General features: G+C 68.1%; 19 protein-coding genes. 12 read left to right on the forward strand and 7 right to left on the reverse strand.

The features are described from left to right. Positions 1 to 18: 18 nt before the first annotated feature. Complete coding sequence (locus tag OOB33_RS01145) at positions 19 to 1,059, reverse strand: fumarylacetoacetate hydrolase family protein (protein ID WP_271007319.1); 1,041 nt, start codon at positions 1,057 to 1,059, stop codon at positions 19 to 21. A 72-nt stretch (positions 1,060 to 1,131) separates the two neighbouring features. Between OOB33_RS01145 and OOB33_RS01150 the strand changes: the two genes are divergently transcribed. The 9 genes from OOB33_RS01150 to OOB33_RS01190 all read left to right on the forward strand — a co-directional run bounded on the left by OOB33_RS01150 (position 1,132) and on the right by OOB33_RS01190 (position 12,129). Then, complete coding sequence (locus OOB33_RS01150; RefSeq protein ID WP_271007320.1) at positions 1,132 to 2,145, forward strand: DUF3108 domain-containing protein; 1,014 nt, start codon at positions 1,132 to 1,134, stop codon at positions 2,143 to 2,145. A gap of 172 nt (positions 2,146 to 2,317) precedes the next feature. Next, on the forward strand, positions 2,318 to 2,611 hold the full coding sequence (locus OOB33_RS01155; protein WP_102769255.1) for a BTH_I0359 family protein: 294 nt from the start codon (positions 2,318 to 2,320) through the stop codon (positions 2,609 to 2,611). 115 nt (positions 2,612 to 2,726) lie between these two features. Continuing rightward, positions 2,727 to 5,123, forward strand: coding sequence for an ATP-binding protein (locus OOB33_RS01160; RefSeq protein WP_271007321.1), 2,397 nt, complete (start codon positions 2,727 to 2,729; stop codon positions 5,121 to 5,123). An 85-nt stretch (positions 5,124 to 5,208) separates the two neighbouring features. Then, positions 5,209 to 6,177 (forward strand): TraB/GumN family protein, encoded by a 969-nt coding sequence (locus tag OOB33_RS01165; protein ID WP_271007322.1) that lies wholly within the window; start codon positions 5,209 to 5,211, stop codon positions 6,175 to 6,177. A 47-nt stretch (positions 6,178 to 6,224) separates the two neighbouring features. After that, positions 6,225 to 6,995, forward strand: a complete 771-nt coding sequence (locus OOB33_RS01170) for a PhaM family polyhydroxyalkanoate granule multifunctional regulatory protein (protein ID WP_271007323.1) — start codon at positions 6,225 to 6,227, stop codon at positions 6,993 to 6,995. A 9-nt stretch (positions 6,996 to 7,004) separates the two neighbouring features. Beyond that, complete coding sequence (locus tag OOB33_RS01175; RefSeq protein WP_271007324.1) at positions 7,005 to 8,495, forward strand: FAD-linked oxidase C-terminal domain-containing protein; 1,491 nt, start codon at positions 7,005 to 7,007, stop codon at positions 8,493 to 8,495. Positions 8,496 to 8,498: 3 nt separating this feature from the next. After that, positions 8,499 to 9,584 (forward strand): glycolate oxidase subunit GlcE, encoded by a 1,086-nt coding sequence (gene glcE, locus OOB33_RS01180; protein ID WP_271007325.1) that lies wholly within the window; start codon positions 8,499 to 8,501, stop codon positions 9,582 to 9,584. A 16-nt stretch (positions 9,585 to 9,600) separates the two neighbouring features. Next, positions 9,601 to 10,857, forward strand: a complete 1,257-nt coding sequence (gene glcF, locus OOB33_RS01185) for a glycolate oxidase subunit GlcF (RefSeq protein WP_271007326.1) — start codon at positions 9,601 to 9,603, stop codon at positions 10,855 to 10,857. Between the two features lie 297 nt (positions 10,858 to 11,154). Beyond that, on the forward strand, positions 11,155 to 12,129 hold the full coding sequence (locus tag OOB33_RS01190; RefSeq protein WP_271007327.1) for a DMT family transporter: 975 nt from the start codon (positions 11,155 to 11,157) through the stop codon (positions 12,127 to 12,129). Between the two features lie 8 nt (positions 12,130 to 12,137). On the opposite strand, the gene pssA is transcribed toward OOB33_RS01190, so the two are convergent. From pssA to OOB33_RS01215, 5 genes are all read right to left on the reverse strand, one after another. Continuing rightward, a complete protein-coding gene (pssA, locus tag OOB33_RS01195) occupies positions 12,138 to 12,755 on the reverse strand; it encodes a CDP-diacylglycerol--serine O-phosphatidyltransferase (RefSeq protein WP_271007328.1) in 618 nt (205 codons plus the stop codon). Between the two features lie 87 nt (positions 12,756 to 12,842). Next, on the reverse strand, positions 12,843 to 13,940 hold the full coding sequence (locus OOB33_RS01200) for a nucleotidyltransferase domain-containing protein (RefSeq protein WP_271007329.1): 1,098 nt from the start codon (positions 13,938 to 13,940) through the stop codon (positions 12,843 to 12,845). A 7-nt stretch (positions 13,941 to 13,947) separates the two neighbouring features. Then, entirely contained in the window at positions 13,948 to 14,877 is a 930-nt protein-coding gene (locus tag OOB33_RS01205) for an HprK-related kinase A (RefSeq protein ID WP_271007330.1), read from the reverse strand. After that, positions 14,867 to 15,190 (reverse strand): hypothetical protein, encoded by a 324-nt coding sequence (locus OOB33_RS01210; RefSeq protein WP_271007331.1) that lies wholly within the window; start codon positions 15,188 to 15,190, stop codon positions 14,867 to 14,869. Before OOB33_RS01210 ends, OOB33_RS01205 begins: the two co-directional genes overlap by 11 nt. Positions 15,191 to 15,211: 21 nt before the next feature. Further along, positions 15,212 to 15,805 (reverse strand): hypothetical protein, encoded by a 594-nt coding sequence (locus tag OOB33_RS01215; protein ID WP_102769243.1) that lies wholly within the window; start codon positions 15,803 to 15,805, stop codon positions 15,212 to 15,214. Between the two features lie 373 nt (positions 15,806 to 16,178). Between OOB33_RS01215 and OOB33_RS01220 the strand changes: the two genes are divergently transcribed. Continuing rightward, positions 16,179 to 16,946 carry a substrate-binding periplasmic protein gene (locus tag OOB33_RS01220; protein ID WP_271007332.1) on the forward strand — a complete coding sequence of 256 codons (768 nt, stop codon included), beginning with the start codon at positions 16,179 to 16,181 and terminating at the stop codon, positions 16,944 to 16,946. Positions 16,947 to 16,958: 12 nt separating this feature from the next. Here the strand turns inward: OOB33_RS01220 and ypfJ are convergent, their stop codons facing one another. Next, a complete protein-coding gene (ypfJ, locus tag OOB33_RS01225) occupies positions 16,959 to 17,852 on the reverse strand; it encodes a KPN_02809 family neutral zinc metallopeptidase (RefSeq protein ID WP_271007333.1) in 894 nt (297 codons plus the stop codon). Positions 17,853 to 17,990: 138 nt separating this feature from the next. Between ypfJ and OOB33_RS01230 the strand changes: the two genes are divergently transcribed. Further along, complete coding sequence (locus tag OOB33_RS01230) at positions 17,991 to 18,806, forward strand: head GIN domain-containing protein (RefSeq protein ID WP_271007334.1); 816 nt, start codon at positions 17,991 to 17,993, stop codon at positions 18,804 to 18,806. 64 nt (positions 18,807 to 18,870) lie between these two features. Next, the gene (locus OOB33_RS01235; RefSeq protein WP_271007335.1) at positions 18,871 to 19,800 is read left to right on the forward strand and encodes a sensor domain-containing diguanylate cyclase; all 930 of its coding nucleotides are present in this window, start codon (positions 18,871 to 18,873) and stop codon (positions 19,798 to 19,800) included. Positions 19,801 to 19,804: the final 4 nt, after the last annotated feature.

Genomic DNA, 19,804 nt, shown 5'->3' on the forward strand with positions numbered 1-19,804 from the left:
AACAGGCGAGGGGATGGATCATTCCGCGGCATCGGCTGCGAAGGTCGTGGCCGGGGCTGTGTCCACCGGTTCCTCGTCATGCAGTGACATGACATCCTGATCGATGGCGCCGAAGAGGCTGAGCCCGTCACGGCCCTTCATCTCGATGCGCACGGTGTCACCGAACTTCAGGTACGCGGTCTTGGGCGCGCCACCGTCCAGGGTTTCCAGCGCACGCTTCTCGGCGATGCAGCTGTAGCCACGGCTGGCGTCCTTGTTGCTGACCGGGCCGGTGCCGATCACGCAGCCGGCGCGCAGGCGGCGGGTCTTGGCCGCATGGGCGATCAACTGCCCGACATGAAACCCCATCTCCGGCCCGGCGTCGCACTGGCCGACCTTGCGACCGTTCCACATGGTCTGCAGGCTCAAATCCACCCGGCCGCCGCTCCAGGCCGCGCCGAGCTCGTCTGGCGTGACCGCCACCGGGCTGAAGGCCACGGCCGGCCGGCTCTGCAGCGCGCCCTGGCCCTTGGCCTGCTCCGAGGCCTGCAGCTGGCGCAAGCTCCAGTCATTGCACAGCATCAGCAGGCGCACGCCTTCCAGCGCCTGAGCCGGCGTGACGCCTTGCTCGACATCGCCGGTAACTGCAGCCAGCCCCGCCTCGAAGTCGATCCCCATGGCCTCGGAGGCAAAACGCCCGGGCTCGCAGGGGCCGCGGAAGTCATCGCTGGCGCCCTGCGCCAGCAGCGGGTCCAGATCCAGGCCAGCATCGCCGGTCTCGCCGCGCGCCTGACGCAGCAGCTGCAGATGGCTCAGATAGGCCGAGCCGCGCAGCCACTGGCCCGCGCGCGGCAGCGGCGCCATGCACTGCTTGGGGTCGAAATTGAAGGCATGGCGCAGCTTGCCGTGGTTGAGGCTGGTGTACAGCTCTTCCAGCTGCGGCGAGAGAAAGCCCCAGTCGTCCAGCACCTGCTGCAGGCGGCTGGCGATGCCGTTGGCGTAGTGAGCCTGGCTCAGGTCGCGCGAGACGACCACGAGCTGGCCGTCGCGGGAGCCGTCCTTGTAGGTGGCAAGTTTCATCGGATGGTGACAATACAGCGCTGCGATGACGGCATTGTCCAATGCGAACGGATGCGACCCATTTTTTCTCCTGTGTTTTCCCAGCGCGATTGGCAGCGCGCCCGCCCCTGGCTGCTCGCCCTCGGCCTGAGCACGGTCGCCCATGCCTGGCTGCTGCAGCAGCAGAGCGGCGAGGCTGAATCCCCGCGCCCGCCAGCACCGCAGGCCAGCCCCGGGCGGGCAACGGTGCGGGTGCTGAGCACGGTGCCGGTCAGCGCGGCTTCGCCTGAAGCGACGCGCACGCCTGCGCCAAAGCTCCCACCCGCACGCTCGCGCAGCGCAGCGCCCGTCGCCACGCCCAACCACACGCAGCCGGTACCAGCGGCCAACCCAGCGGCCCAAGCCGAGGCCACAACGCCCGAGCCCGCGCCAGCCACGGCAGCGCCCAGCCCACCTCATACCGCCCGCCTCGCGGCCGCCGGCGAGTGGCATTACATCCTGCTGCAAAACGGCGCCTACGGCCGCGCCCGGCTCAATTGGCAGCCCTCGGGGCGCGACTACAGCCTGATGCTGGAGCGCGAACTGGAAGGCCGCCCCCTGCCCGCCTGGAAAAGCCAGGGGCAGATCGACGAACAAGGCCTGAGCCCCGAGCGCTATGTACAGCAGCGCCGCGGCCGCGACATGATGGCCACCAATTTCCGCCGCGACGAGGGCCTGATCAGCTACTCCACCAGCGCCGACTTGGTGCCCCTGCCGGCCGGCGTGCAAGACCGGCTGAGCTGGTGGATCCAGCTGGCAGCCCTGATCGAGGCGAGGCCCGAACACTACCCGCCGGGCAGCGAGCTGCGCCTGCCGGTGGCCGCCTTTCGAGGTGAGGCGCGCGAGTGGGTATTCCAGGTGCTGGACCAGCAAACCCTGGAGCTGCCCGGCGCCAGCGTCGCCCGCGCCCTGCATCTGCGGCGCCTGGCCCTGGGGCCTTACAGCGGGGAGATTGAAGTCTGGCTGGACCCGGCGCGCGGTCACATCCCCGTGCAGCTGATCATGGACCTGCCCGACGACAGGGGTTGGCAGCTGCAGCTCAGCAACACGCCCTCTGACAAACCCTGAGCCCCCCGCATCCACGTGTGTTTTTTGACGCTTCCACCACGAATCTCGCAAAGGAAAGCGCCGAACAGCGCTGCGATCTGACACTATTTACCCACGGTCAGGTGCCTGGGGCTGCCGATAAGCCTTGAAAGCCGGCACGCTGGCCGCAGTTGAAGCTGAAAGGAGCCGAACCATGCACATGCTTTACAACTCCCCCAGTTTCAGTGTCGTCAAGTTCGACGTGCAGGTCACCGAACCGGTGCCTGGGGAATTCCTGCAAGCCAATCCCGAGCTGCAGTTGCATCGCGGTGGCTATGAAATCGTCGACAAGTTTTCGCGCCGCGAGATCTTCATCGAAGGCGCCCTGGCCCAGCAGTTCCAGGATGGGGTCGAGGCCTTGATCGAGCAAGACCCGAGCGAGGAAGACCTCGATGACTTCATCGAGAGCTATGCCAGCATGGGCCATCAACCGGTGGTGATGCACTGAACTGGCGCTAAAAATCACCGCGCCAAGCCCTTGTCCTTGACGCGCCGCTGCGCCAAGATGGGGCAGCGCCACGCCATCTTCGGTGGCGCGCTGTCGTCAGCAAGGGAACCTGCCCATGGTCAAGCGTTCAGCGAGCCCGCGGCCCGCCAAAGCCCGGGCCCTCACCAGCGAGGGCCCGTCCACCGTGGGCCGCGCCGAGGAGCGCAGCCGAGCCAGCGAAGCGCGCAGCCCCAGCCGCGTTCTGCCCTCTCCGGGCCTGAAGGACGCGCCGGTGCTGGACCGCATGTGCTCGCAGTTCGTGCTGACCCTGACGGTCAAACATGCCGGCCGATTCAATCTGCGCCGCGATTTCAACGGTCTGCTGTCTTTCACCGGCCGCCACCTGGTCTGGCCCCTGCGTGTGCTGGGCCGCCTGCGTGACTACCTGAACCAGCGCTGCCAGGGCAATGAGCTCTGGCGCGGCCACGAGGCGCTCAGTGACGAGGCCTTCTTGCAGCGCCACGGTGTTTGGAGCGGGCCGTTCTCGGAAGCCACCCTGTTCTTCTACCTCGACGAATACGTCAAGGACGCGCCCAAGGACATGCTGGCCCTGCTGGCCACCACCAGCGAATGGCTGGACCGCCAGCTCAAGCGCGAATCCACCCTGGTGGAGAAGAACATCGACGCGCTCGGCACCCTGCTGCAGCTGAACCCGGCCGAGCGCGCCCTGCTGCTCTACGGCACCCTGGCACGCTACCAGCGCGAGCTGCGCGGCGCCCTGGTCGAGTTCAAGGTCAATACCGCGCAGGAAGCCTTTGCCGCGATTGCCGCGGTGGCCGGCGTCAACGAGCAGGAGGTGGCCGAGGCCTTGCGCGCCGGCTCGCGCCTGGAGCGCATCGGCATGGTGGAGAACCTGATCTCCGAACACAACATCACCGACCTGGCCGATCTGATGAAGGTCAGCGACCAGCTGCCGCCGGTGCTGATGCGCGAGTACCCCGGTCCGCACGACCTGATGGCCGTCTTCACCCGCCCGGCCACGCCCAGCCAGCTCAAGGCCGAGGACTTCGAGTTCGTCGCCGAAGACCTGGCCCTGCTCAACACCTTGCTGCGCCAAGCCGTGGCGCGGCGCGAGCCCGGCGTCAATGTGCTGCTCTACGGCCCGCCCGGCACCGGCAAGACCGAGCTGGCCAAGGTGGCGGCGCATGCCGCGGGCCTGGATCTGTACGAGGTGGAGTACGCCGACCGTGACGGCAACAGCCTCTCGGGCCGCGACCGCTACCGCTCGCTGCAGATCAGCCAGGTCTTCCTCAAGGCCAGCGCCCATGTGGCGCTGCTGTTCGACGAGGTGGAAGATGTCTTCCCGCCTCTGTCCACAGACACCGCCCAGCTGATTGCCCGCCTCGACTCGGCCGCCGAGGCGCCGACCTCGGGCTCGGTCTCGGGCAAGGCCTGGGTCAACCAGATCCTGGAAACCAACCCGGTGCCGGTGATCTGGATCACCAACCGCATCGAGCAGATCGACCCGGCCTTCCGCCGCCGCTTTCAGTACCACCTGGAGCTCAAGTCCCCGCCGCCGGGCGCCCGCCTCGGCCTGGTCAGCAAGGCCCTGGCCGATGTGCCGGTCAGCGCCGAGTTCGCCGTCCGCCTGGCCGAGCGCCGCGGGCTGACGCCGGCGCAGATCCGCACCGCAGTGCGCTTCGCCCAGCTGGCCGGCCAGGCGACCGACTGCGAGCAGATGATCGAGCGCCAGCTGGAGAACGCCGACAAAGCCCTGGGCCACCGCGCGCATGGCCGCGCGGTGCGGCCGGCGGTGACCCAGTACGCGCTTGAGTTGCTGAACTGCGAATCGCGCTTCGAGGTGCCGCGCATCGTCGCGGCCCTGCAGCGCCGCGGCGTCGGCAACCTCTGCTTCTACGGCCCTCCGGGCAGCGGCAAGACGGCCCTGGCCGAACACATCGCCCAAGCCCTGCAGCGGCCGCTGATGGTGCGCCAGGCCAGCGATCTGGCCAGCAAGTTCGTCGGCGAAACCGAGCAGAACATGGCCCGCATGTTCGAGACCGCCGCCGCCGAGGGTGCGGTGCTGCTGCTGGACGAGGCCGACAGCTTTCTGCGCAGCCGCCGCATGGCCGAGCGCAACTACGAGGTCTCCGAGGTCAACGAGATGCTGGCCGGCATGGAGCGCTTTCCCGGCATCTTCATCTGCACCACCAATCTGTTCGAGGAGCTGGACGAGGCCGCTCTGCGGCGCTTTGCCTTCAAGATCGGCTTCAAGGCGCTGCGCGTGGAGCAGCGCGAGCGCATGTTCGCCCGCGAAGCCTGCGGCGACGACGCCGCGCCGCTGGATGCCGATCAACGCGAACGTTTGGCCGCGCTGGACCAGCTCACGCCTGGCGACTTTGCGGCCGTGCGCCAGCAGGTCGAGATCCTCGGCGAGCCGCTGACGCCGGACGAGTTCCTGTCCCAGCTGGAGGCCGAGCACCGGGTCAAGCCCGGCGTTCGCAGCCGTCGCCAGATCGGCTTCCAGCATTGAAGCCCCGCCCGCGCTGCCACCGAGCTGTGGCATGGTGGCGGGCATGAACGCTGCGCCTCTTCCTTCCCTTGCGGACCGACCGAGCTTGACGGCCCGCCTCCCCGCCCTCCTGACCTGCCTGCTACCGCTGGCCCTACTGCTTCCCACGGCCAGCACGGCCGCGCCGGCCTGCCCGCCAGCCATCGCCATGCCCAGCGAGGCGCAAGCCCAAAGCCTGGCAGCCCAGGCGCCCGACCGGGGCCTGCTCTACCGCCTGCGCCGCGACGGGGTGGACTCCTACCTCTACGGCACCTTGCATGTCGGCCGCATGGAATGGCTGTTCCCCGGCCCGCGCCTGCGCGAAGCCATGACGCAGAGCCGCGTGCTGGCCCTGGAACTGGACCTGCAAGATCCGGCCACCCTGCAGATCCTGAGCCAGCCGCCACGCCATGCCGAAGCCCTGAAACTCAGCGAGCCCCTGCGCAAACGCATGAGCGCCCAGGCGCGCGCCGCCTGCCTGCCCGAGCAAGCCCTGGCCAGCCTGCACCCCATCTTGCAGCTGAGCACCTACACCGTGCTGCAGGCGCGCTGGGATGGGCTGGACCCCAGCTTCGGCCAGGAGCAGATGCTGAGTGCTTGGGCCCGACAGCAGGGCCGCTCCGTTCTGGCCCTGGAATCGGCCGAGCGTCAGCAGCAGGCCTTGATTCCGGCCCGGGCGGCCGAGGCTCGCAAGGCCTTGCTCAAAGGCCTGGATCAGTTGGAGCGGGGCCAGGTGCGGCCGGTGCTGCGCCGCCTGGCCCAGGCCTGGGCCGACGGCGACCTGGAGCTGCTGCAGAACTACGAGCGCTGGTGCGAATGCATCGAGGATGAACAGGACCGCATCGAGCTGCGCCGACTCAACGACGAACGCAACCCCGAGCTTGCGCGCGGCATCGAAGCCCTGCATGCCAAGGGCCAGCCGGTGCTGGCCGCGGTGGGCGCCTTGCACCTCAGTGGCGATCAATCGCTGCCCCGTTTGCTGGCAGCGCGCGGCTTTGAGGTCGAGCGCCTGGTGCCCGCGTCAGACAAACGCTAGCTCCGCGTCGTACCATGCCACCCAGTTGCCCCACCCAAGGAGAACTCATGGCCGACAACAACAGCTTCAGCAAATTTGTCCCGGGTTTCGATTTCCTGCAAGGCCTGGTCAAGAACGCCGGCGCCGCCCTGCCCGGCATTGGCCAGTGGGTGGCCCCGACGCTCAACCCCGAGGAACTGGGCAAACGCATCGAAGAGCTGCGCACCGTGCAGTTCTGGCTGGAGCAGAACGCCCGCATGCTGGGCGCCACCATCCAGGCGCTCGAGGTGCAACGCATGACGCTGTCCACCCTGAAGTCCATGAACGTACCCTTGGCCCAGCTCAGCGAGGCGCTCAAGGTCACCCCGCCCGAGGCCAGCGCCGGACTGGGCGGCTGGCCTGGCGTCCCGCCCGAGGTGCTGGCCGCCGCCCAGGCCGCCAGCCCCAAGGCCAGCGCGCCGGCCCCCGCCCCAGCCCCGCTCGCCAGCAAGGCCAAGAAGGCGCCCCCGGCTCCGGCCGCACCCGCCATGCCCGTGGTCGATCCCATGCAGTGGTGGGGCGCCCTGAGTCAGCAGTTCACCCAGCTGGCCGCCAATGCCATGAAGGAAAGCGCCACCGATGCGGCCAAGAACCTGGCCGGCAGCATCGTCAAGCAGTCCTTCGACGCGGCCGGTGAAACCCTGCGCAAGGCGGCCACCGTGCCCGGCGCCATGGCCGGCAGCGCGGTCGATCTGGTGGCCAAAAGCCTGACGCCCAAAGCCAGCGCCAGCCGCGCGCCGAGCAAAACCGCGGCCACAACCACGGCCAAGACCCCGGCAGCCCGCAAGCGCAAGGCCTGACCCCGGCCGATGAGCGCGCTCGCACCCACCACCAGCCCACGCAGCCAGGCACAGCAGCGCCTGATCCAGGCTTTGTCGGCCGAGCTGCCGGCCCATGCCCTGCTCTGGACCGACGAGGACACCACACCCTACGAGTGCGATGGTCTGACGGCCTACCGCCAGCGCCCGCTGGCCGTGGCCCTGCCGGAAACCGAAGCGCAGGTCGGCGCCGTGCTGCGCATCTGCCAGCAGCTGCAAGTACCCGTGGTGGCGCGTGGCGCCGGCACCGGCCTGTCCGGCGGCGCCATGCCTCATGCGCAAGGCCTGACCCTGGCCCTGGCCAAGTTCAAGAAGATTCTCGAGATCAACCCGATCGCCCGCACGGCACGGGTGCAGTGCGGGGTGCGCAATCTCGCCATTTCGGAAGCCGCGGCGGTCCACGGCCTGTACTACGCCCCCGACCCGAGCAGCCAGATCGCCTGCACCATCGGCGGCAATGTGGCCGAGAACTCCGGCGGCGTGCACTGCCTCAAATACGGCCTGACTCTGCATAACGTGCTGCGCGTGCGGGGCTACACCATGGCGGGCGAGGCGGTGGAGTTCGGCTCCGAAGCGCTGGACGCGCCGGGCCTGGACCTGCTCAGCCTGGTGCTGGGCAGCGAGGGCATGCTGGCCGTGATCACCGAGGTGACGGTCAAGCTCATCCCCAAGCCGCAGCTGGCGCGCTGCATCATGGCCAGCTTCGCCGATGTGCGCCAGGCGGGCGCGGCGGTGGCGGCCATCATCGCCGCCGGCATCATCCCGGCCGGGCTGGAGATGATGGACAAGCCCATGACGGCGGCGGTGGAGGATTTCGTCCATGCCGGCTACGACCTCGACGCCGAGGCCATCCTGCTGTGCGAGAGCGACGGCACACCCGAAGAGGTGGCCGAGGAAATCGAGCGCATGCAGGCCGTGCTGCTGGCCCATGGGGCGACGCAGTGCCAGGTCAGTGCCGATGAGGCCCAGCGTTTGCGGTTTTGGAGCGGGCGCAAGAACGCCTTCCCGGCCTCGGGCCGCATCAGCCCCGATTACATGTGCATGGACTCCACCATCCCGCGCAAAAACCTGGCCGCCATCCTGCTGGCGATTGCCGAGATGGAGAAGAAGTACCAGCTGCGCTGCGCCAATGTTTTCCATGCCGGCGACGGCAACCTCCATCCGCTGATCCTGTTCGACGCGCGCGACCCCGATCAGCTGCGACGCTGCGAGGAATTTGGCGCCGAGATCCTGGAGACCAGCGTGGCCCTGGGCGGCACCGTCACTGGCGAGCACGGCGTGGGCGTGGAAAAGCTCAACTCCATGTGCGTGCAGTTTTCGCCCGAGGAGCGCGAGCAGATGTTCGCGCTCAAGCGCGCCTTCGACCCCCACAGCCTGCTCAACCCGGGCAAGGTCATCCCCACCTTGCAGCGCTGCGCCGAGTACGGCCGCATGCATGTGCACCGCGGCCTGCTGGCCCACCCCGAGCTGGAGAGGTTCTGAGCGATGAACGTGGCCTTGTTTCAAGACCAGATTCGTGAAGCCGCCGCGCAGGGCCGCAGCCTGCAGATCCGCGGCCAGGGCAGCAAGGATTTTTACGGTGAGCGCCCGCGCGGCGACGCGCCGCTCGATGTCAGCGGCTTTGCCGGCATCAGCAGCTATGAGCCCAGCGAGCTGGTCATCACGGCCAAGGCCGGCACGCCCATCACCGAGTTGGAGACCGCGTTGACCCGCCAGGGCCAGCATCTGGCCTTCGAGCCGCCTCGCTTTCAAGGCCGCGGCACCGTGGGCGGCATGGTGGCGGCCGGCCTGAGCGGCCCATCACGGGCCAGCCAGGGCGCGCTGCGCGAGCATGTGCTGGGCCTGAGCCTGCTCAACGGGCGGGCCGAGCTGCTGAACTTCGGCGGTACGGTGATGAAGAACGTGGCCGGCTACGACGTGTCGCGCCTGATCGCCGGTTCGCTGGGCGTGCTGGGCCTGATCCTCGAAGTCTCGCTCAAGGTCATGCCCCAGCCGATGGCGCGCGCCACCCTGCGTTTCGAACTGGGACAGGCTCAGGCGCTCAACCAGCTCAACCGCTGGGGCGGCAAGCCCCTGCCCATCCAGGCCAGCGCCTGGTGGGATGGCGCCCTGCTGCTGCGCCTGGCCGGCGCCGAAGCCGCCGTGCGCGCGGCGCAGCAGAGCTTGGGCGGCGACGAGATCCCAGAGGCCCTGGCCCAGCCCTTCTGGGACGGCCTGCGTGATCACAACGACGAGTTCTTCACCGGTGCAGCGCGCGCCGTGGCCGGCGGTGCCGCGCTCTGGCGCCTGAGCCTGCCGCAGACGGCGCCAGCGCTGCAGCTGCCCGGCGAACAGCTGATCGAATGGGGTGGCGGCCAGCGCTGGGTGACCACGCCCTTGCCGGCGGCACAAATGCGCGAAGCCGCGGCCTCGCTGGGCGGTCATGCCACCTTGTTCCTGTGCCGTGACGAACAGCGCCAGCAGGTGTTTGCACCCGCAGCACCGGCCTTGATGCGCATCCACCGCGAACTCAAGACCTCTTTCGATCCGGCCGGCGTGTTCAACCCCGGCCGCCTCTACCCCGAGCTTTGAGCGAAGCGCAGCCCGCATGCAAACCCAACTTGCCGCCGAGTTCCAAGGCACGCCTGAAGGCCAGGCCGCCGTCGACATCCTGAGCCGCTGCGTGCACTGCGGCTTCTGCACCGCCACCTGCCCGACCTACCAGCTGCTCGGCGACGAACTCGACGGCCCGCGAGGACGCATCTACCTGATCAAGCAGGTGCTGGAAGGCAGCCCGGCCACCGCCTCGACCCAGCTGCACCTGGACCGCTGCCTGACCTGCCGCAACTGCGAGAGCACCTGCCCCTCGGGCGTGCCCTATGGCCAGCTGCTGGAGATCGGCCGCGGCATCGTCGAGGCCAAGGTGCCGCGCCCCCGCGGCGAGCGGGCCGTGCGCTGGCTGCTCAAGGAAGGCCTGACCTCGCCCGCCTTCGGCCCGGCGCTGAAGCTGGGCCAAGCCCTGCGGCCCCTGCTGCCGGCCGTGCTGAAAGACAAGGTGCCGGCCCCGGCCCCCGCGGGCGCCCACGACTGGCCGACGCGCAGCCACCCGCGCAAGATGGCCCTGCTGCTGGGCTGCGTGCAGCCGGCCATGGCGCCGAATATCAACAGCGCGACCGCGCGGGTGCTGGACGCCGCCGGCATCCAGACCCTGGTGGCCGACAGCGCCGGCTGTTGCGGCGCCATCCGCAGCCATCTCGGTGACCATGCCGGCGGCCTGGACGATATGCGCCGCAATATCGACGCCTGGTGGCCCCTGGTCGACGGCCTGACCGAAGCCGGCCGCATCGAGGCCTTGGTGATGAATGCCTCCGGCTGCGGCGTGACGGTCAAGGACTACGGCCGCGCCCTGGCGCATGACCCAGCCTATGCCGACAAGGCGGCCCGCGTCAGCGCCCTGTGCCGCGATCTGAGCGAGCTGCTGCCCGAGCTGCTGCCCCTGCTCAAGCCACGGCTCAAGAAAGCCAGCGGCGGCGCCCCGCGCGCCAAGCTGGCCTACCACCCGCCCTGCACCCTGCAACACGGCCAGCAGCTGCGCGGCGGGGTCGAGGCCGGCCTGCGCGAGCTGGGTTTTGATCTGCAGCTGGCGCCCTGCGACAGCCACCTCTGCTGCGGGTCCGCCGGCACCTATTCGGTGCTGCAGCCCGCGCTGTCCAAACAACTGCGCGACCAGAAGCTGCAGGCCCTTGCGCCGGTGCATGCCGACACCATCGTCTCGGCAAATATCGGCTGCATCCAGCATCTGCAGAGCGGCACCGCCATGCCGGTGCGGCATTGGGTCGAAGTCCTCGACCTCGCCTTGGCCTGAACATCGACAAATGCCGTTCGTGCGCATAGCGCACAAACACGGGCAAACACCGAGACCAGTTTCAAACCGGTTTTCCCACAATGGGCCGCTCAATACAGGAGGGTGGAGCCACTGGTCGAACCGAGCTCCCAGCCAGCCAGCCCGGCCACAAGCGAGTGCAGCCAAGCACCTTGACAGAGCGCTCCAAGAATTTCTGCCGAGCCAGCCAGCACACACCGAACAGACCGGGTGTCCCACGGGGACCCCGGTCTTTTCTTTTTTCCACGCGCCTGCGCGCGAATCCAACCCCCAGCTGATATGTGGACAGGATTGATGTTTGCCCTGGGCGCCGGCCTGATGTGGGGCCTGGTCTTTGTGGCGCCGCTGCTGATGGCGGACTACCCGCCCGCCCTTCTGGTGGCGGGCCGCTATCTGGCCTTCGGGCTGATCGCCTTGCCGCTGGCCCTGGCCGACCGGCGCAGCCTGAAGGGCTTGGCTGGCAGCGACTGGCTGGAAGCCTGCAAGCTCAGCGCCATTGGCAATTTTCTCTACTACCTCTGCCTGGCCGGCGCCATCCAACGCGCGGGTGCGGCCCTGCCCACGGTCATCATCGGCACGCTTCCGGTGGTGATTGCCATCAGCTCCAATCTGCGCGACCACCGGCGCGATGGTCGCCTGCCCTGGCTGCAACTGAGCCCAGCCCTGGCCCTGATCGCCGCTGGCATTGCCTGCGTCAACCACGCCGAGCTGCAGCGCTTGACTGCGCAACTGGATGCCGGCACGGAGGCTTTGCGCGCTTATGGCGAGGGTGCTGTCCTGGCGGTGCTGGCCGTGGCCTGCTGGACCTGGTACCCGATCCGCAATGCCGATTGGCTGCGCGCCCATCAGGAACGCAGCCCGCGGGTCTGGGCCACGGCCCAGGGCTTGGTCACCCTGCCCATGGCTTTGCTGTGTTTCGCCCTGCTGATGGGCCTGCCAGCCACGGACTGGGGCTTGCTGCCAGCAGGATTCGAACTCCCCCTGGGCCCCCGCCCCGCAGCCTACCTGGCATTGATGGCGGCCATCGGCCTGTTCTCATCGTGGATCGGCACCCTGTGCTGGAACGAGGCCAGCCAGCGCCTGCCGACCAGCCTGGTCGGGCAGCTGATCGTTTTTGAAACCCTGGCCGCCCTGGCTTACGCCTTTGCCCTGGCCGGGCGCTGGCCCTCGGGCTGGACGGCGGGCGGCATCGGCCTCTTGATCGCCGGCGTGATCCTCGCGCTGCGCATCAAACCCCAAGCCAGCACGGCCTGAGCGCCGGCTCAGAGCTTGGGAATGCGGATGCGGCTCACCATCAGCGAGCCCGACAGGGCATAGATCAACACCAGCGGGTGCAGGTAGAAACCACCCAACTCCAGGCGACCCAGCCAGAGCTGCTCACCGATGGCGCCTTGCGCAGCGGCGGCGGCCAGCACCATCACCAGAATCAGAGAAGTCGGGATGGGCGTGCCTTCAAAGTACTTGACCTTGTCGCCGCCTTCGCTGAGCGCCTCGGCCGTGATGTTGAAGCGCGCCAGGCGCGAGACGCCACAGGCGACGAAAAACACCAGCACGATGCGGTCGTACAGGCCCTGCATGCCGCAGCCATAGGCAATGGCGGCGGGAGCCACGCCGAAAGAGATGACGTCGGCCAGCGAATCCAGCTCGCGGCCCATGGCCGAGGTCTGCTGGCGCCAGCGCGCCACGCGGCCGTCCAGCACATCAAACACCAGGGCGACCGGGATCAGCGCGCAGGCATAGAAGATGTGCACGACCGCGCCGGTCTGCAAATAGCTCATCACCGCGAACAGCGCGCCCATGCCAGCGAAGGCATTGGCCAGGGTGAACCAGTCGGCGAGATGGAACTCGCGGATCATGGCGAAAGGTTTGGGTCGAGTCATAGGCTGGGAAGCATAAAGGATGGCGCCGCACGGGCGCTGACAGCCCCGGGCGCGGCCGCATGCGCGGACGCCGGGCGCGAGGACCACTCAGCGCGGTTCTTTCTGCAGCACCGAGGCCGACACCGTGGTCGGCCCCTTCCAGGCCTTGCGCGCCAGGTGGACGAAGAGCAGGTGCGGCGGCATGCGCAGCCAGTGGCCACGGATGTAGAGCGCCTTGCGGCACAGCGGCGTGGCCCAATCGCGGGTGCTGGCGTGCTGAGGGCGCAGGGTGCGGCGGTAGATGAAGCCCAGCGCATGCTCGGCCAGGCCTTGGCTGCGATCGGCCCGCAGGGCACGCAGCGCCGCTTCGGGCACCGGACAGGCCAGCACCTGCACGAGGTAGCGCATGGCCAGGCGCAGCGGCCCTTGCAAATCCATGGCGGCGGCACGGGCAGCCAAGGCCTGCCAGAACTGAGGATCGGCCGAGAAATGGCGCAGCAGCAGATCCAGGTCGCTGAGATCGCGCAGCAGGTTGTCGGACTCGCCCTCGTGGAAGAGGTGGCAGGCACTGTGCAGCACCATGTCGGTGGGCTGCAGCGTGCGCACGCCGGGCCAGCCCGCCAGCTCCACGCTGTCGCGGATCAGGGCCCGGGCATCGGGCTTGAGCCGGGCGGTGGGCGGCAGGATGGTGTGGTGCACATCGAGCGCCGTGCCGCGGTGCATTTGCTGCATGGCGGGCAACTCATGCATCCACTCGCGGTAGTAGCGCTGGTCGTAGGCGTCGAGCGGCGCGCCGATCCAGCCGGTCAGGATCAAAGCCGACTCGACCTCACCGATGCGCTCGCGCGGCACCAGGATGTCCATGTCGGCAAACACGCGGCCCTGGGCCGCTGGCAGCTCGCCCACGACATAGGCGGCGCCTTTGAGCAGGATCAGCGGCAGGCCGAGGCCGGCCAGGGTGTCGCGCAGGAACCGGGTTTCGTGGCGAACCAGCATGTGCTGACGCTCGGCCATGACCGCCGCGGAGCGCATGTGATTGCACGGCTGCTCGGGCACCTGAGGCAGCAGCTCGGCCACCTCCAGACGCCGGTACAAGCGGCCCAGCAGATTGGCATGGCGGGCCTGACGCACCAGCACATCCCAGTCCTGCAAGGACAGGCCGGCGATGCGACGCGGCGCCCGCAGGATGTCTTGCAAGAGGCTCATGGCGGGCTCAGACACCGGGGGCTGCCACCGGAGATGCAGCCAGTTGATCGAACACCTGCATGGCCTCCTCCAGATCGCTGTACTCGAAGCTGAAATGCTGGCAACGGTCCACCAGATCGCCCACGGCACGGAAGCCGTCGGCGGCGAGGATGTGATAGTTCATCGCGTTGTCGGCGATCTTCATGAAAGCCTCGCCACGGGGCATGGGAGTGAGCCGTGTGGCCGCCCCAGCGCGGTAGCGCGGCAGCACCATCCAGGCCGGCCAGGCCGGCTCGTCCACCGCCTCGACGCTGGCCTGCGGTGCCGCCATCAAAGCGACCGTGCCCTTGGTCGTGTCATGGACCGGCGCGGTGAAGCAGGCCTGGGGCGCAAAGCGCTGGATCACGCCGATCGAGGCATTCTTCAGATTCACCGGTCGCGCCATGCCCAGCATGGCCCCCGTGTCAAGGCGGATGATGGCCAGCTCATCGGACAGCAATCGCCAGCCACGCTGCACCAGGGCCGCGCACAAGGTGCTTTTGCCTGAGCCCGGCGGCGCCGGCAGGATGACGGTGCGCCCGTCGCGTGCCACGGCCGCCGCATGCAGGATCAGCACATGGTTGCTGTAGGCCGTGATGCACCAGTTCAAGCCCCACTCGACCATGGCCACCGCCTGCTCGCGTGGCAACGGCGTGAAAGGCTCGACCCCGTCGACGGTGAACAAGGCCTGCGGCCGGATCCAGCGACGCAGGCCGCGGCTGGACTTCACGGCGACATGAAAGTCGATGAAGTCATCCGCCCCCAACACGCGGTGGTGGGCATAGCTTTGCGCCAGCTCGGATGCAATCTCTGGCAAATTGGACTGCAGGCGGCAATGGAATGGGCCGGTGGCGATGCGCAGGCCATCACCCGCCAGCGCGGCGCGCAACTCGGCCAAGCTCAGCTGATCAACTTGCACAGGGCTCACTCGTCAGCAAACCGGCCGCCAGCAAGGCCTCCAAGGCTTCGCGCACCTCGGCCTGGCATTCAGGCATCGGGACCTCAGGCTCTTCCTCGTGGACGCGCTGCACCAAGTCTGCGCCCAGCAAGCCCCCGAGGTGACGCGACAGATGCTCAAGCAGAAAGTGACCCAGGGGTGATACCAGCCGGGTCTCGGCGCTGTCCAGGTCAAAGAAAACGCAGCCGTCGTCGTAAGACTTCCAGATCAGCCGCTTGGGTCGAAGCGAAAACCGGCGGCTCAGGCCGCCGCTGCCGTCATCGAGAGGTACCAAGGATCAGCGGCTGACAACCGGTCAGATCGACAGGCCGGTGAGGTACTTGAAGTAGACCACCACGTCGGCACGGGTCCAGGTCACGACCGGGGCGGTCACGGCGGTGAAACGACCCGAGCCTTCGGTGTCTTTCCACATCTTCTGCACCAGGCTCATATAGGGGAACTGGTAGCCGCCGTTGACGATGGATTGCAGGTAGACCGCAGCAGCCAGAGCGCGGGCGTCGTTGTTGGCGCTCGTCAAGCAGAACAGGGCATAGAACGTGGTGGTGTCGGTGCCACCGAACACGCTGGCGAAGGTGGTCGTCTTGGAGACACCGGTGTTGTTGAACTTGCCCTGCGCGTCCACCATGGTCTTCCAGCTCGTCGGCTTGGTGCCCGGGGCCGCACAGTTGTAGCTGCCGGTCTGGCTGAAATTGCCCGATGCGGTGAAGCCCGAGGGCAGCTTGCAATTGCAGGCCAGCACGGGAGTCGTGGTCAGCGCCAACAAGGTCGGGGCAGCCACCAGGCCACCGCGCAGCAGACGACGGCGGCTGCCCGAGGCCACCGGGGCCGCGACGGCGCTGGTCTCTTGGGGGGCGGAGCTCGATGGCTGCTGGTTTTCGATCTTGTTCACGTTCTTGCCTCTGTTTCAGTGCGGCGCTTGCGGAATGCTCGCGGGCCGACAGTTGGGCTGCTCACCCTGTCCGTCGTGCGAGAACTGAAGTGTCGCAGACGGCATGATCGGCCGGACTCTGGACTGTCCAGCCTTCTCTGGCGCTATCGTAGAGGAAGCAGGCCCGAGGATGGATGTCGGCCGAGCCCTCAATTCGGGGGGTCGGCGGGGGTTTTACTCACAAAATCAAGGCTTGATGTGCCGTGTGACCGCTTCACCGGACGGCTTTCTGGCCCAATAGGACTATTCGCCCCCCCGAACGAGCGTCGAGGCCGCCCAGCCGGCCCCATCGCTGGAGAGGCTCCGATCGATGAGAAGTTCCCGTCTTGTGTTGTTGAAAACTCTGCTCCTGGGCCTCGGCTTGATCATGGCTGGCACGGCGCCGGCACAGACGCCGAACCCCCTCAATGCCGAGCCCCTGACCGTCCTGCTTGAACCCGTCCCGCCCTTCTCCTACGAAGACGCGAGCGGGCAGCCGGCGGGCTATGCGGTGGAGCTGATGCAGGAGTTGCTCAAGCGGGCAGGCCTCGGCTACCGGGCCGAGTTCAACTCCTGGACACGGATCTACCAACGCGCGCAGTCACAACCGCGGGTGCTGGTGGTCAGCATGGCCCGCTTGGCGGAGCGCGAGACCAGCTTTTTGTGGTTGGGGCCCACCGCCGCGCGCCGGGTCTACCTCTACCGCCTGCGCAGTCGCACCGATGTGCAAGTGCCCACGCTGGAGGCGGCCAAGGCCTACCGCATCGCCGTGGTGCGTGAAGATGCGGCCGAGCGCGACCTGCTGGCCCATGGCTTCGAGCTGGGCAAGCAGCTGGACCGAAGCCCCGACCACGCCGCCATGCTGCGCAAGCTCTTCATCCAGCGCGATGACCTGGTCGCCTTGAACAGCACGGTGGCGGCCACAGTGACCGGGCAGTTTGGCTACGACTACAAGCAGATCGAGCCCCTGGTGAAGCTGTCCGAGACCCCGCTCTTCATGGCCCTGAGCCGAAGCAGCGGCGAGGCTTTGCACAACCAGCTGCTGAAAGCCTGGGACAGTATGAAGCGAGACGGCACGGTGGCGGCCATCGCCGCTCGCCACCCCTTTGTGGCCCTGGACTGAGCCCGGCCCGGCTCAGAGTGCGCCGGCCTTGAAGGTGTCGCAGGCGCGCAGCTCGCCCGCTTCGAGGCCGCGCTTGAACCAGCGCACGCGCTGCTCGCTGCTGCCGTGGGTGAAGCTCTCCGGCACCACCGTGCCCTGTGAGCGCCGCTGCAGGGTGTCGTCACCGATCTGTGCGGCGGCGTTCAGGGCCTCCTCGATATCGCCCTGCTCCAGCCAGGCCTTGCTGCGCTGGGAATGGTGGGCCCAGACGCCCGAGAAGCAATCAGCCTGCAGTTCCAGGCGCACGCTCAGGGCGCGATAGTCACGCTCGCTGACGCGCCGGCGCGCCTGGTCCATCTTGTCGCTGGTGCCCAGCAGCTTCTGCAGATGGTGGCCGACCTCATGGGCGATGACATAGGCCTGGGCGAAGTCGCCGGGCGCGCCCAGACGGTCTCGCAAGGTGTCGTAAAAGCTCAGGTCGATGTAGACCTTGCGGTCGGCCGGGCAGTAAAACGGCCCCATGGCCGCCTCGCCCGTGCCGCAGCCCGTCTCGGAGCGCCCGCTGAACAGCACCAGCTTGGGCCGCTCGTAACTTTGCTGGCTGCGTGCGAAATAGGCGTCCCAGACGTCCTCGGTATCGGCCAGCACGGTGCGCACAAAGCGCGCGCCGGTATCCTGGGCCGGTGGCCCGGCAGGTGCGTGGCGGGCGGGCGGAGCCGGTTCCGAGCCGCCGGTCTGCGCCAGGCCCAGCAAGGTCATGGGATTGATGCCCAGGGCCCAGGACAGCAACAAGGCCAGCACCACGCCGCCGAGGCTCAGCCCCCTGCCGCCGGCCAGGCCGCCCAGACCCGAGCCACCTCGGGCGGACAGGCCCTCTCCGCGCCGGTCCTCGACGTTGTCGCTCTCGCGCTGACCTTCCCACTTCATGCGATGCCTCCTACGGCTTTCTGCGCCGCTGTTGCATCCTAGCCTGCCGATCTTGCAGACCGTCGCAGCCGGCTTGGCGGCTGCGACAGGCCTGTCGACACTGCGCCCATCCCTACATCTGCGCTTCAGGAGTGCCTCATGCTGCTGCCCTCACCCACCCGTTTCCTGACCGCCATCTTGCTGGGGCTGGGCCTTCTGGCCGGCGCCGCCCAGGCTGAGGAAGTGGACTGGAATCTGCGCATCAAGAAGGAACAGAATGGCTGGAGCGCCAGCTTCACCAGCAGCCAGGACTACGGCAGCGGCAGCCCGCGCATCAAGGGATCGGGCCAGCGGGTCGAGAAAGCGCGCAGCGTGGCGGCCTTCAGCAAGCTGCGCCTGGAGGGCTCGCTGGACGTGCGCCTCAGCCAGGGCAACAACGACAACGTCAAGGTTTCGGCCGATGACAATATCGAGCCCCTGATCGAAACCAAGGTCGAGGGCGACACCCTGGTCATCCGCCTGCAAAAGGATGCTGGGTTCCGCACCCGGCTGGCGCCCACGGTGCTGGTCGAGAGCAAGGCCTTGCAGCAGATCACGGTCGATGGCTCGGGCGATCTGCATCTGGACCGATTCAAGGGTGAACGTCTCAGCCTGAGTCTGCAAGGCTCGGGCGATGTACGGGTCGGTCTGCTGGAGGTCAAGGAACTCAACGCCAGCCTCAACGGCTCGGGCGATGTGCAGGTGGCCGGCCGCGCTGAGAACCAGGTCTGGAGCTTGAACGGCTCCGGCGATGTCGACGCCCGTGCGCTCAGCGGACGCAGCATCAAGGCCGAACTGAGCGGCTCCGGCGACCTGGCCCTGGGCGTGTCTGAAAGCCTGGACGCCAATCTGCGCGGCTCTGGCGACCTCAGCTATGCCGGCCGGCCACAGTTGCGCCAATCCATCAGCGGCTCGGGCGAAATCAGCCGCCGCTGAACCACTGCGCTCCGTGGGGGCGCGGATGCCGCAGAATGCAGGCATTCGCCGGAGTTGCCCCCTGATGACCACTGCCCCCGCGCGCTTGCCCTCGGGATTGGCCGAGACCCTGCTGGAGCTGCAAGAGCAGAGCCCGCTGCTGGTGGCGCTGTTCGATGCACGCGATGTGCTCTGCCATGCCAACCCGGCCTTCCGGGAGGCCTATTGCGTCGAACCTGATGGTTTGCTGACCTGGGCCGACATGATGCGCGACAACCATGCCCACGGCCGTGGCGCGCTGATCGAAACCGAGGACATCGAGGCCTGGATCAGCGCCGTCAGCAACCGCCGCGGCAAGCTGCCCTACCGCGCCTTCGAGGTAGACCTGTGCGACGGCCGCTGGCTCTGGGTCACCGAAACCGTGCAGGCCCAGGGCTGGATGCTGCTGGTGGCCAGCGACATCACCAGCCTGCGCCAGGACAACCGCTCCTTGCGCCTGGCCCATGTGCGCGCCCTGGCCGCGGCCCAGACCGACCCGCTGACCGGCCTGAGCAACCGCCGCCACGGCATGCAGATGCTGCAGGATGTGCTCTCGCGCAGCGAGCCCTGGCCGCTGTGCATTGCCGTGCTGGACCTGGACCATTTCAAAGCCATCAACGACGGCCTCGGCCACGCGGCCGGCGACCGTGTGCTCTGCGATTTCGCCCGCCAGCTGCAGGCCAGCATCCGCCGTGAGGACGGCTGCGCCCGCATCGGCGGTGAAGAGTTCCTCTTGATCCTGCCCGCCACCGGCGCGCCCCAGGCCCAGGCCATCATGGAGCGCTTGCAGGATCGGGTGCGCAAGGCCCGGCCGCTGGAGGGGCCCACCGGCCCGGCGTCACGCGGCTACACCTGTTCGATTGGCCTGACCCAGGCCATCTGGGGCGAAAGCGCCAACACCTTGCTGGCACGGGCCGACGCGGCGCTCTACCAGGCCAAGGCCGAGGGGCGCAACCGGATCTTCCTGGCGGACTGAACCG

Source organism: Paucibacter sp. B51 (assembly GCF_027863535.1).
Taxonomy (GTDB): Bacteria; Pseudomonadota; Gammaproteobacteria; order Burkholderiales; family Burkholderiaceae_C; genus Paucibacter_A; species Paucibacter_A aquatilis.